Annotated in this window: 10 protein-coding genes; all 10 read right to left on the bottom strand. The window is 53.1% G+C overall.

Going from position 1 to position 13,950, the window contains the following annotated elements; all coding sequences use genetic code 11:
- Positions 1-15 precede the first annotated feature (15 nt).
- Positions 16-1,659, bottom strand: a complete 1,644-nt coding sequence (locus QTO31_RS12115; RefSeq protein ID WP_031459488.1) for a sialidase family protein — start codon at positions 1,657-1,659, stop codon at positions 16-18.
- Entirely contained in the window at positions 1,656-3,068 is a 1,413-nt protein-coding gene (locus QTO31_RS12110; protein WP_301429260.1) for an O-antigen ligase family protein, read from the bottom strand. Before QTO31_RS12110 ends, QTO31_RS12115 begins: the two co-directional genes overlap by 4 nt.
- Positions 3,069-3,077: 9 nt before the next feature.
- A complete protein-coding gene (locus QTO31_RS12105; RefSeq protein WP_031459486.1) occupies positions 3,078-4,019 on the bottom strand; it encodes a glycosyltransferase family 2 protein in 942 nt (313 codons plus the stop codon).
- Entirely contained in the window at positions 4,000-5,217 is a 1,218-nt protein-coding gene (locus QTO31_RS12100) for a glycosyltransferase family 4 protein (RefSeq protein WP_301429259.1), read from the bottom strand. The genes QTO31_RS12105 and QTO31_RS12100 overlap by 20 nt, the downstream gene beginning before the upstream one ends.
- 81 nt (positions 5,218-5,298) lie before the next feature.
- Entirely contained in the window at positions 5,299-6,210 is a 912-nt protein-coding gene (locus QTO31_RS12095) for a glycosyltransferase family 2 protein (protein ID WP_301429258.1), read from the bottom strand.
- On the bottom strand, positions 6,207-7,529 hold the full coding sequence (locus QTO31_RS12090; protein WP_301429257.1) for a glycosyltransferase family 4 protein: 1,323 nt from the start codon (positions 7,527-7,529) through the stop codon (positions 6,207-6,209). The genes QTO31_RS12095 and QTO31_RS12090 overlap by 4 nt, the downstream gene beginning before the upstream one ends.
- Positions 7,530-7,541: 12 nt before the next feature.
- Positions 7,542-8,987 carry a flippase gene (locus tag QTO31_RS12085; protein WP_301429256.1) on the bottom strand — a complete coding sequence of 482 codons (1,446 nt, stop codon included), beginning with the start codon at positions 8,985-8,987 and terminating at the stop codon, positions 7,542-7,544.
- An 11-nt stretch (positions 8,988-8,998) separates the two neighbouring features.
- On the bottom strand, positions 8,999-10,078 hold the full coding sequence (locus tag QTO31_RS12080; protein WP_301429255.1) for a glycosyltransferase family 4 protein: 1,080 nt from the start codon (positions 10,076-10,078) through the stop codon (positions 8,999-9,001).
- 147 nt (positions 10,079-10,225) lie between these two features.
- Positions 10,226-11,392 (bottom strand): DUF1624 domain-containing protein, encoded by a 1,167-nt coding sequence (locus tag QTO31_RS12075; RefSeq protein ID WP_301429254.1) that lies wholly within the window; start codon positions 11,390-11,392, stop codon positions 10,226-10,228.
- A gap of 79 nt (positions 11,393-11,471) precedes the next feature.
- On the bottom strand, positions 11,472-13,949 hold the full coding sequence (locus tag QTO31_RS12070) for a hypothetical protein (RefSeq protein ID WP_301429253.1): 2,478 nt from the start codon (positions 13,947-13,949) through the stop codon (positions 11,472-11,474).
- Position 13,950: the final 1 nt, after the last annotated feature.

Here is a 13,950-nt window from a genome sequence, read left to right as displayed (position 1 = left end):
GTATACTCCGTCATATCAATATTGTCGTGAGCGAATCCAGATGACCAATCCGCCAATGATGCCGATAAGACTGATGCTGACGGCAAGGGCAATACCGATGGTTGATAATCCACGTAATTCCCAGTTCATCGGTTCTTGCAGTACTGGTGAGTTCCGTATTTCTTCAGGTAACGCGACGGGTGTGGCCGTTGGTAATGGTGCCATCCCTGCTGCTACAGTTGGTATTGGGGGAAGCGGGGTTGGTGTAAAGAGTGGTATTCCTGGCCGTGCCGGCAGGTTGAGTCGGGCAGTGCTATACCAGATTTGATGAATTGGTCGGTCTTGTGGTCGATCACCTTCAAACAGCCGTGAACGGGTAAACCAGACTGCATGAAGCTGATTTCCGTTGTAGATTGCCAACCGAGGCAATTCGGGATAGAGTTGGTTTTGCATAATAATGCGTGGTGGTAGCCAGCGGGTGCCGTCAAATACGATGTGAATAAGCGCTGGTGGGGTGTCAGTCGTCGCTGTCGCCGTGAAGCCAACCATCAACAGGTGGATATTATTCGCGCCATCGGCAGCCAGGCTATAGTAGTCGAGATTGTTGTCGTTTATATCACGTGCCCGCACGTAAGGTAGCTCAACCGGTGGTGTCCAGGTATCACCACCATCGAGGGAGCGTTGGAAGTACAGCCGATTATTGTGCACACCACGATAGACTACAAACGGATTTCCCTCACTATCGACTGCCAATGCTGTTTGTTGGATCGCTTCGAGGGGTGGCACAGTTCCTTCGTTCGGGGTTCGTCGGCGTTGTTGCCGTAATACTTGCACAACGGCTGATGGTAAACTGAATCGAACCGGAGCTGTCCATGTTAGCCCTCCATCATCAGAACGTCGGTAGACACCGTAGTGCGGTTGACCCTGACCGATATACCAGTCTGCCCCTTCATCCCAGACGAGATGAATCCGATTGCGGTTATCCACCCATACTTGGGGGCGATTATCGCCTAAATCGCTTTGCGAAACAGCAACAACAGGTGACCATGTAACACCATTATCTGTTGAACGTCGGTAGAAAAGGTCTCCGCATTGGAAGCATTCCGGGTTGTTATTTTCCGTTACCCCGTCACTCCAGAACGCATGTAAGCCGCCGTTGAGATCGGCTGCTAACGCGACGTAATAGCCACTATCGCTGATAGTTCGTGGTTCTGACCATGTCGTTGGTTGTTGGGCCACGTTCCAGGGCGCATAAGCATAGACAATTCTGATCCCTGCCCGGTAAAGAAGATGGAGATTTCCATCACGTCCCAGGGTGATGCTGGTTCGCACCGTATACCCTCCGGTGCCTGGCGCCATTAATTCCCTGACCGGCTCCCAACTTCCATCCGCATTACGCCGTCGGTACATCAGCAGATCAATTGTGCCGCCTTCGCGCTGGTCAACAATGAGACCACCATACCAGACGACATGGACACTCCCGTCTGGGCCGAGGGTCATATCGGGCAACCATGACCAGCCATACCGACGGTCAAGCTGATCGAGTGGTACCTGGCCGTACTGTGGCGGGGAGAGTTCGATAGGTTGTGTCCAGAATCCTTGCCCACGTGCAGTATGATCAGCGCTAAAACTGCATGCAATTGCAATTACAACTGCAACGAGGGCGAATCGCGCCTTCATGTCTCTGTCTGCCTCTTTATCATTTGTCGGATACTGATTAGCAAACCAACAAAGATCCAACTGTACATGGTGTATCTATAGCCAGGCACCCCCTGGTTGTAGAGAAAAGGTAATACCCAGTCACCCAGCATCATCGAGAACTGTGCGGCTGCCCAGCCACTCGTTGCGACAATCGCCGTTGTGCGTAGGATACCGACCGGTGCCATCCAAATGGTTTGCCAGCCGTAATACAGACTTACTATCGCAAACCACAGCCAGATTCCCGAACCGACTACCCCAAATTGAGCCAGGATATCGAAGTAGTTGTTATGTGTCGAACGAGCATCATAGCGGAAGTAGGTCATGTTGTAGATTGCATACCCACCGACTCCTGTGCCAAAGAGCCAGTGATGGCGTACCACCCAAAGATTACGCGCCCAGATTTCGAGACGATCTAAACCACCTTCTTCTACATTATCGTTAATAACCTGTTCCACGTAATATCTACCCGGACCTACCGCTAGATTGAGAGCAAATGCGAGTAACAGGATGAAAAAGATACGACGTGAGGTAAGAAAAGCCATGATGAACAAGCCAACAATTGTTGGCAGCCAGCCCGAGATCCAGAGCGAGTTCCGCAAAGCTGCCAACCAGAGATGCCAGCAGAGGATTATGGTACCGATCAATTTCCAACGCCAGTGTATTCCTGGTTGCAAATAGGTGATTCCAGCCAGTGGCAGCGCAAACCAGAGACCCCATAACCCCATATCGACCAGGATAACGTGATCAATCCCAAAGGTTTGCGCTGCTGTCATGAGCAAGCCGCATACAATAAACATGCCCAGGTAGGCCTTGATCTGCCATTCATGCTGAATGAAACGCCCAACGAGCAAGGGGATGCTTAACAATCCCAAAAATGAGAGAAGTGAAGCAATCTGGGCAAGGCGAAAATTGCCCATAATCCACCAGTCAACAATCGGATCGGCCCAGAGCAGACCCCATGGCACGGAGAAAATACAGATCGCCATCATCGCCAATAGCGGCTTGTTGAGTGGAGATGGAGCCAGTTGCCATGTCCGTCGTGTGATCATGCTCAAAATCCAGCCCCCACTCAGGGCCAGCGTTAAGAGCATACTGATCGGTAATTCACTCCCATTACCGGCTGGAACTGCCAGTGGACGCATTGCCAGCCCGGTGAGGGGCAAGATCAGCACAAACCACTCAAACCGATACAGGAGGAGGGTGAACCCGACGATTAACACTGGCAAGGCAAGGAGTGCCAATCCGATCAGTTGGCGATTGGTGCCAAACATGATCCCGATCAGCGTGCTGTAGACGAGCAATCCGCTAAGGAAGCCCCCTAACACAAGTGGTCGTGGCAGGCGCTCGATCCAATGAGGTGTCTCGATATGGCGCAAGAACGATTGCATCGCCGTATCCTAAAATGTTTCGGCTAACACTGGCTGTTTCAGTTTGCGGCCAATGGCCGCCCAGAGCAAGCCGCCATCACGCACAAATTGTTCCCCAACCGGATGGTGTCCACCGTTCCAGGCAATCACGATACTCCCGATGGCCGCTTTAATCAGAAAAATCGTCTGGAGTCCGTATCCGAGCAAGCGTGCAGTTCCCTGGCCGTAGTGTTTGGCGAAGAAACGCAATTTACTAAAGTAAAGCTCTGCCTTCATACGGGTTGCAGCCTGTTTACTGCTTTGCCCGCCAAAGTGGATAATGCTGGCAGCAGGCAGATAGCAGATCGGCCAGCCGGCGCGCTTGATCCGGTAGCACCAGTCAACTTCTTCAGTATACATAAAATATGCTTCGTCAAGTAGTCCAACGTGCGTCAATACTTCACGCCGCAAGAGTAGCGCTGCGCCATCTAACCAGTCGGTTTCATAAGCCGGTGAACCGTCAAGGGTTGGATACCGACGCCGCCAGCGTATCTTTTTCCCGGTTAGTTCGGTCAGCAGGTTTGGGAAACAGGCCCACGATGGTTGCAATGAGCCATCGGCGTTGAGGAGTTTTGGCCCAACAACACCAACTATGGGGTGGGTGTCGAGGAAATGAACCAGACGACTGATCGATTCGGGTTGGGCAATCGTATCACTGTTTAGCAACATAACGTAGCGTCCACTACTGGCCCGGATAGCCTGGTTGTTGGCAGTGGCAAAGCCTCGATTATCAGGGTTGGCAATGATGAATACATCCGGGAAGTATCGTTGGACAGCATCCACGCTGCCATCGCGTGAACCGTTATCGACAACCCAGATTTCGGTTTCCAGACCTTTGGTCGCTGCCGGTAGCGCTGCGAGGCAGTTAAGCAGCAGTTGACGTGTGTTCCAATTGACAATAATGATACTAACGTCAGGCTTCGGCCAGGTCATAGCGTCTCGTCCTTTGTTTGGTAACCTCTGTCAAAACTTCCTCTAAACGAGGGATGATCACCCGCCAGTCGTAACGGGCCAGCACGGCTTGTCGTCCAGCTTCGCCAAGGCGGCGAGCGAGAGGTGGATCACTGAGCAGGCGGCTGGTAGCAAGGGCAAAATCCATCGGAGTGTTCGCCAGCAGTAAATGCTCACCGTTGTTGAGGATAAGGCCTTCCGCACCCTTGCTCGTACTGACGACCGGTACGCCCAGAGCCAGGGCCTCCAGAATCTTGAGCCGGGTTCCTCCGCCTTCCCGAATGGGGCAAACCTCAACGGCATGGCGTGAGATCACAGCTCGAATATCATCAACATAACCGGTAAATTCAACACCATTTGCTGCTGGAAGTAATGCCTGCTGTTCGGCAGTTACCTTACCGGTGATTCGGAAACGTGCCATTGGATGGTGTGCGCGGATCAGGGGCCAGATACGATAGAGAAAGTAGCTAACCGCATCAAGATTGGCGCTATACGAGAGTGCACCAGGGTAGATGAGGGTGTCGGGTTCGGGATGATAGCTGTAGGCAGCACAGGCCTTGCCATCGATCCCGTTGGGAATAACGACCAGGGGTGGAGTACGTGTACCGGTAATCTGTTGCACCAGGTCTGCTTCTTTTTCGGAGACGGTGGAAATGGCGGCAAAAGACGGGAGGATTGTCGCGATGTAGCGCCGATGCTGTATCGCAGTCAAGAGGCTGCGTAATCGGTGGAACCCGTGCTTGTTGCGGTAATCCTCTAAGATAGCAGCCAGTTCTAGCTCTTCAAGTACTCGTGGTATCTGGGGAACAAGACAGGCATAAGGGGCGACATCAATCTGTAGGGCCAGGACAACATCGGGTTGCCATCGGTTTGCAGCATCCAGCACGGCCTGGGCAAAGGCGGTACTCCACCGCACCCGTACCGAAGCCGGTTTGCTGCTCGTCAGGCTGCCGAGTCGATCACGGAGGGAGAGCGGTCGATCAGGCCGCTCAAATACCTGCCACGAACGACACAGACGACTGATCTCGGTTGTTCGTATGGTTGTGGTCGGCTCCTGGCTAAATGCGATGAGATGGAGCTGATGTCGTTCGGCTAATCCACGGAGAATCGCCATCGCCCGTAATCGTGAACCGTTGTCGTCAGGTTCAGGCCACCAGGTTGAAAGAACGAGGATGCGCATAGGTCTTGCTTTTCCAGGTACACATTTGCCAATCATAGACTCATCTGATCAACCTGCATCACCCCTCGGCGCTCGCGCACGTTAATCTGCCAGTACCGGCGCTGATCCAAATCGACCACGCCAGAAGTCAATCCATGCTAGCCGCATACCGACACGTCCTTTGCGGGTACGCCACTTTGGACGTAGACAGAGACTCAGGTAGGTACGCAGGTCTTGCACAATAAGCACATGCAACCAGGTACGCCAACTGGCCCCAGTCACCCGCAGAAAGAGGAGTCGGTTGCGGGTCATGTAGTAAGCGAGATATTCCCGGTCAAAGCGGGCATTGAGCGGAATTTTGTGCCAGACTTTGGCTAATGGCGTGAAGTAGCACGTATAGCCTGCCCGGCTGGCTCTGACACACCATTCCGTCTCTTCAAAGTACATAAAAAATCGCTCATCGAATAGACCAATTCGTTGCAGCACATCGACACGTATCAGCATAGCGCAGCCGGTGATGAAATCGACCGTGCGGGCTTCGTATTGCCCGCAGTCCTCTTCTTCACCCGCCATTCGACAAATTCCATGCCGCCAGTCAATGTTACCCCCCGCCGACCAGACCCGCCTGGGTGCAGCGTGATAGTAGATGATCGGTCCGACCGCCGCGATTCGCCGGTCTGTTTCAGCAGCACTCACCAGATGGTCGAGCATATCAGGGGCCACTTCAGTGTCATTGTTGAGCAAGAGCACGTAGTTATAACCGTGTGCCTGAGCGTAGCGCAAGCCTACATTGTTGCCTGCGGCAAAGCCCAGATTCGTATTATTTTCAATCACAATTGTGCGTGGAAATGCTGTCCGTACTTTTGCCGGTGTCTCATCCTGTGAGGCATTATCAACAACGACTACATCGTAGCGCTCGACCGGATAGACCAATCGGTCAAGTGATTGCAAACATGCGAGGGTGTCATGAATACCGTTGTAGGTCAGGACAACAATCGCAACCCGTGGTTTCATCCAATTCCTCGTGATGCGGTACGACGCTCGACCAGGGCAGTGTAGTGTTGGAAGATGATCTGCATTTCCTCATCAAGCAATGGTGGTGGTTGAATACCATCACGCAGTCGTTCCAATAAACCGGCTTCAGTCCGCAGTCGTTGTAATTGGCGCGCCAGATCACGGCTGTCGCCTGTGGTGAACAGTAGCCCGTCTACCTCATCCTGCACGAGTTCGACCAATCCACCTGATCGTGAGGCAATCACCGGACGACCGGCAGCACGTGCTTCAAGAACGACGATTGGGCTGTTCTCGTACCAGATCGATGGCACCACTAAGACATCTATCTGTTCTAACACATTGGGCAACTGATCGTGACTAAACTTGCCGGCCAGATGGATACGGGGATCCCCGCCGATCAGATGGTGCAAGCTGCGGGTATATGCCGGATGCTGATCGAGATTCCCGAATATTCTCAATTCGATGGGTTTCCCATTGGGTGGCAAACGTTTGAGTGCCCTGATCAGAAGATGGATACCTTTATGAGGCGCAATTTGGCCAATATACCCCAACCGTATCGTTGATCCTGCCTGCACTGGTGGGATGCTGGCGAATGATTCGTGCGGTAGGCCCAGGCGAATGGTCTGAACCGGTATATGCCATTCCTTAAACAGATTGGCTAAAAACTGTGAGGGTGAAATAACGAGATCGGCCTGGGCCAATGCTGCGCGTAATGTGTCGCGTCGTGCCTGTTGCCTAGTACGCTCTGTCTGCCCCGCAAGAGCGATCCAGACCTTTCCTGCCAGACCGGCGCTGAACCGGGCCGGCCAACGGTAACGCCGTTGATCTAAGTGGAGACACCAGGCACATTCTGCGGGATCAGCAGGTGGCTGCGGGCATAGTGAACCATCTCCGCGCAGCAAGGTAATCCGTGGGCAGAGAAACCAGTAGTCGTGGAGGGTAACAACCGTAGGGATGCCCTGAGCGTAAGCTGCCCTGAGTGCACCAATCCCGATCAAATAACCGCTATGCAAATGCACAATGTCGGGTTGAAAGATCTGTACCCGCTGTGCGAACCAGGCGGCAATAGCCAGATTATCGTAACTCCACTGCGCTGGTGCATCTTGCAAGCCGAGATGTAAGCGCCAGACTGGTATCCCTGCATATTGATCAGACTCGACATCAACACGAAATGGTTCCGTTGCCTCGATTGTCTCAACACAAACAACTTCGGCTTGATGACCGTGCCGCAAGAGTGCACGTGCCAGCCGCATCACATACAATTCAGCACCAGCGCTATATCGCGGCGGAAAATGATGAACTGCCAGCAGGATTCTCATTACAAGCTCTCCTTAGCGCCGCGTCAAGATCAGATTGCGCACAAACGATACTTCTTCTGCCCCAATGATTCGCAGACCAACCAATAGCCCGCCGTAGAGGATACCGCCACTCCCAATGACTAGCCATACCGGCCATTCACGTACCAAATACACAACGCTCGCCATCACACCCACAGCGATGGCGGTACGATACAGCGCCTGCCAGCGCATACGACGCAATTGATCACGCAAGAGCCAGATATATTGCACCGCCAGGACTGCTTCGGTGATAACGGTAATGATTGCTGCGGCGACTGCGCCATAACGCGAAGTAAAGATAAGGTTTGCGATAACATTAACTCCGCTGCTGATCATGACCGAACGTGCCACCAGTGCTTCGCGGTCGGCGATCACTACCACGTAGCCGAGAAATTCGGTCAGAAACATCAGCGGTAATGTCCAGATCAATAGTGCCAGTAAGGGTATGCTTGCCGTATACTGCTCACCAAAAAGAAAGAGCGTTAGTGGCTTGGCCAGAATAAATCCCCCGACGGTGACAGGCAGTGCCACCATCAGGAGGTAGCTCATAATCCGTTCGTAGATGCGCGGGAGGTGTGCCGGATCTATTTTGGCCTGACGCGACAATGAGGGATAGAGGGCAGTATTCAAGACATTCGAGAGGGTAACCAGCGAGAAGATCAGGTTGTATGCTGCGTTGTAATAACCGGTGGCACTATCACCGAAGCTGATGTTGAGAACGACCGTATCGAATCGGTACGAAAGCCCTAACGTCAGGCCAATCACCCCAAACGGAAAAGCTGCTCGCAACAGATGCAGCCAGCGCTCGCGTCGCCAGCGTCCTGGTGTCGCACCCAGTTGCCACAAGGCCCGCACCACCAGCCCGGTCATTACTGCCACACCGATCATGGTAGCGAAGATCAAACCGTAGTAACCCAGTCCCAGCCACAGCGCCAGTCCGCCTAGCGTCACGAAGATTAGTTGATTCACCACCTGCATTCCGGCGGTCACATCGAGCCGTTCGTAGCCGGCCAGCACAGCTTCACTACTGCCGTGTACAGCATAGACAAGCAACGTCAGTCCATTGAGGGCAATGGCGCCGATCATCAGCAGCGGTCGTGCGGTGATGATTGCTGCGCTGACAACCAACACACCAGCAATGAGTGCAAGCACGAGACGTAGGCCAAGCACATCAGCATAGAGGTCGCGGATTTTTTCCAGATTATGCGGCTCGCTACGCAAACGGGCCACTTCGCGCACTGTATATGGTGCCAGCCCAAGATCGGCGATAAAGAGAAAGACGCTCCCGAAGCCAATGACGGCTGCATACTGACCGAAGTCACTGGCGCCAAGTTGTCGCACAATGAAGATCGAAAAACAAAACGAGAGGAGTTTGATCGCTACCTGAGCAATCATTCCGACGACTGAGTTGCGCAGAATTGTTCCAGCAAGTTGATTCATGTTCTCTCACTTCAGCGTGCGATTGGATGGTCAACCATCCAGTGCGTAAGCTCTTCGACCCGATCAAGCCAACGGTCAATCGTGAATCGCTCTTCCATCAAGCGGCGTCCCGCCTTTCCCATCTGTTCTGCCCGATCTGGATCGTCCCACAAGCTGGCAATTGCTGTTGCCATCTCCTCAACATTTCCCGGTTCGACCAACAGTGCAGTTTCGCCCTCGATCACGTATTCAGCTAACCCTGGTCGGCGGGTGGCAATCACCGGTCGGCCCATCGCCTGTGCGATTTGCACTGATGTACATCCGGCGCTCCATTGCGTACTGGCACGAATGGGTACCACCACGATGCGGCTCTGAAGATAGCAGATGCGCAGGTGATCTGGAGGGACAAACGGTTGTAAGCTAACGTTAGCCGGCAATACATCATGTTTGAGCATACCAGCGCCACTCACCCAACTACTGCCGATCCGGAGATGACACGGAATATGCGGTAGGTGACTCATGGCTCGAATGAACGTTTCATAATCGCGGTGCGATGCGCCTAAGCTCTGAACGACGGTAGCTTTCTGAGTGCTCTGGATCGGGCGAAAGAATTCGGTATCGACCGGTGTGTGGAGGGCGACCACCCGATCTTTCGCTAAGCCGAGTTCGCTGCACATCCCTTGCGCTTCCGCCTGACTGATCGCTGCCACGATGTCCCACCGTTGTTGTAATCGTAATGCCCGTATTAATCGGAGTTTCTGCTTCGACATCCCGTGATGAAAGATCACCAGATGACGCACGTTGGTTGGTAGCACGAGAGCCAGTGGAATGCCTGCTCGCTCTGAGAGACTAATGACAACCTGATAATCTCTGTATCGTACTAGCTGCGCTACCTGCAATGCTAACCGTAGATCCAACCGTATCAACGATTCAAGATAGCATAAGGGCCGATGAGGTCGTACCAGGCCATGATCGACATAACAACTCTTGAATCTACTGGTCAGTTCAAGATAATCGATCCGCTGATGAGTACCGGCCTGAACCGCTGCTTCCAGTCCCGGCACTGATGCACTGGTTGCCACTACCAGGGTACGTGGTACAGGTGTTTGCATAAGCCACTCTATCACGAAAGGCTGACGGTATCTTAAACAGCGTGTCGTTATCAGATGACACCATCTTCATTCTTGCCAGATGTAGTGCTGAGAACGGGTCTGAACATTCCTGGGTAACGATGAGCTGAGTTGTCTTCAAGGACACGTTTAGAGATAACGCAATACCTGCGGATACCGCTTGCGCTGCTGTCGATACCAGAAACCGAGCGGGATCAGTATGATCAAGCCACTCACCCAGGCGAGATACCCCCAAAGGATACGTGGTCCGGCCAGTGGCAACTGACTCATGACCAGAGCGATGAGGTGATAGATGATAATATGCGTCACATAAAAGAAGAGCGAGACCTGCCCGACCATTGGGAGCCAGCGCAAAGAGCCGCTGGAAAAGATGTTTGATCTGGCATAGGCTGCTGCCAGGATGAATGCTGCGATTCCAAGATTGAAGGCAAAGTAGCTCAGACTGGGTGGTGCTTTGCTCATCACCAGGATGTGAGCCGGTGTATTGCCAATAGTACCAAATGATCCCAGATCACCGAAGCCGCCAATGATGCGCAAGATGCACCAACCAATCAGGAGACCTGCTCCAATCTGTAGCCAATGTTGTGGTTGCTGTAGAGAGGTTTGGTGATGGTGGTGACCAACGGCGTACCCCAGCCAGAGCAGTGGCCCCCAGCCCAGCACGGCAAAGCCAATTGCTGGTTGTGTCTCGTAGCTATAGGTTAGCCAGAATGCTTGCCAGAAGGGTTGTGGCGTATTGTTCATCAATTCAGGGGCAAGCACTCCGATCCAAAGTTGATGAAGCAAAAGGGTGATCACTGCCACGATTCCGATCTGTTGCGACGTTAGGAAATGGCGCAGACCGGCGAGCACGATCATTGCTGCGGCTATGCTGGTGAGGACGTGCACATAAGGCGTGGCGCCCCGCCAAAACCAGGCGCAGATCGTGAGATCAAGGATCAGAATGACCAATGCCCGAATCAGGATAAAGCGGGTTGTATCCTGTGCTGGTCGACCACGACGGTGCTGAGCGGCTGCATACAATGCTAGGCTATACCCGCCCAGGAAGAAGAAGATGGGTGAAGCCAGATTGGTTAGTAGTCCACTCAGCCAGTAAGCAGGACTTTGCAATGTCACCATCTGACCACCGTATGACTCGGCCTGCAAACCGACACCGATGAAGAACGCACTGTGATCAAGCGCCATCAAGATCAGCGCAACGCCTCGTAATGTGTCAATCGCAACGATCCGCTCGCTGCTGGCGTGCTGGTCAACCACAGTGGAGCGGGCTTCAGTCGTTATACTTACAGTGCGCATATGCGCTCTCCTTCAGCATAGGTGCTGCTGCAATAATGCGCTGGTTCTGTCGTAGACGTAATCTGTTGGCCGCAAAGGACTATGATGATGACGTCTGGATCGATGTTTTGCTGAGCTTGATCGGTGTAACAACCGTCTCACCTTGAACAGCTACATGCCAAAGTGCCTTTCCAACTAGAGCTGCTCCGCTGTATCCAGCCGCTCCCCAAAGCATCGCAACAGTGAAAGTACTGCTCATACTAATGATGATGACCAAAACAGACCCCAATACCGAAAAGACGCCATTCATACCCCATGCCCAGACCACCAACCCTGGTGCTCGGCTGCTAAGCTGGCGCAGGCCAACAGGGAAGGGAATACCCATCAGGGTGGCGAGTGGCGCGATGATCAGCATACTGACGACAATCCGTGCCAGGTCTGGCCAGTACATCCAGGCACTAAATAGTCGTGGAAGCGCAACGATGTAGATTACCGTCAGGAAGGCGATACTGATAAGTATCAGTCGTAAGGCGCCTACACTCCGGATGTGCTTGCTGATAACCAGACTGCCAATTGCAGCAAAGGCTAACATGCTGGCAATGGTTGTGGTCGTCGCATGGATTGGGTAGCCGATGAAGAGGGTAAAACGCTGAATCAGCACAATCTGAATGAACATATATGCTGCACCTAACAGGCTAAAATAGGTCAGGGTCGGCAAGGCGCCGGGTATGTGTATCCCATCGCGCTGATAGCGAACTAAGGGGACGATGATGAAGACGATTGCAGCACCGATAGCCAGCAGCGCCATAGTCAGTAAGATTAGATTGCCGATCGGGAAGCGATTCAGCCGTCCTTCATACGTCTTGTCAAAGTGCAGATTGTCCCAACGGAAATAGTTGTAAAAGAAGGGATTATCGTCAGTTACCGGGAAAATCTGGAACATGTACGTTTGTTCAAAAGCCCGTGGATTGCTTGCATAGAGATAATCGGCAAAAGGTGTGTTCAGTCGCTCGAAGGGATCGTGTAGCATGGTGAAGTTGTTCGCTACTCCCCACTGGCGCAATCGTTGGATCTGTTCTGGTTGGAATGGTGTGCGACTCACCAGCAGCGTTGCATTGACGCCGTGTTCATTAGCAATGATGGCAATGTGAGCTGCCGGATTATGCACTCCCATGCGACGGAGTGCTTCGGCGGCCAATCCCGTCAGGCGTAGCATTTCGCGGGGTGGATTGTTGACATCGCGCGTCCACGAGAAGATACCGTTTGGAGTAAGGGCGCTAATCGCCTGTTCGAGGGCTTCAACCGTGTAGAGGTATGACTCAGCCAACACATATGCTCCACCTGACAGAGCCGCCAGGTTGTCAAGTCCAATGCCTTGAATAATGTCATACTGCTCAGTGGTGCGACTGAGGAAACTACGGCCTTCGGCAATGATGAGTTCTGTTGAAGGATGTTCGGCCAGTCTTCCGGTGTAATCGGCGTAGCGTCCTTTTAAGAGCTGAACAATGGTTGGGTTTAGTTCAATGGCCGTGATCTGCGAGGCTTTGTAGAAACGGGCCAGGAGAATGTCAAGGCCACCGCCAACCCCAATCAGCAGTGTTCGTGGATGCGCCGTGCTGACATGGTAGGCCGCACTGATGATCGCATGATCGAAAAAGCGAAATCGTTCAAGATCGGTATCGCTTCCGTCAAACCGGTACATCCCGGTCATCGAAGTGCCGTCAATCGTCACCAGTTTGAGCGGTAGCGCCGGACGAGTTTCCATACCGTAGTTTGAACTGACTGCTCCTACAATCATCGGCTCGGTGACAATAATTTCCGGCATGACATTAACCCGACCTACAGCATCCCACCGGGTAAATTCAGGTCCGGTTTGTTGGGCTTGCATAGCCCAACCCAGTTCCTTTGAGCCTGGTACTGCTAACATTGGTGGAAAGGCAATCATCACACCGAGCAGAGTGGTTTCACCAACGATGGTTATTGCTATCAGCCAGCGTTGCCAGCCTCGCGCTTCATAGCCGAGTAAGAGTGCTGATCCTGCGCCGATAAGCCCGATCAGGACAATAACTGCCGGTCCACCGATAAGTTGTATGACTTGTAATACGGTGATTGTGGCGAGGCCTGCTCCCAGCATATCGGCAAAGTAGAGCCGGTGTGAGGTGCCTGCCCAGCGCCCAAAGATTGCCGCGATCACCAGGCCACCGCTGAAGAACGTACTGAATAGACAAATAAAATAGATGCTGAGTCCCACAATTGCCCAGCCAATTTGGGCAGCGCGCAGTGGGTCAATCGCAATTGTGTTGATTGCGACCAGGTTACTCAGGCTGGTTAGGCTAAATGCGAGCGCTAGCAGCCCCAACCGTTGTTGGAGTCTGGCTGGCCCCCAGCGTCGCACGGCAAGGAATGTACCCGCAGCGCCGCCACCGAGCAGGGCAATACCGATCACCATGTAGGTGAAGTGATGCCAGATCATTAGCGAGAAGATTCGGGTGAAGGTGATCTGAAGGGCGAGTATACTACCGCTGATAGCGGCTAGGCCGAGATACTTACCGATCGACCGCTGTAGTGGAATGGTCATA

This window comes from Chloroflexus sp. MS-CIW-1 (genome assembly GCF_030444705.1).
Classification (GTDB): Bacteria; Chloroflexota; Chloroflexia; order Chloroflexales; family Chloroflexaceae; genus Chloroflexus.
This window is presented reverse-complemented; position numbering and strand designations above follow the sequence as displayed.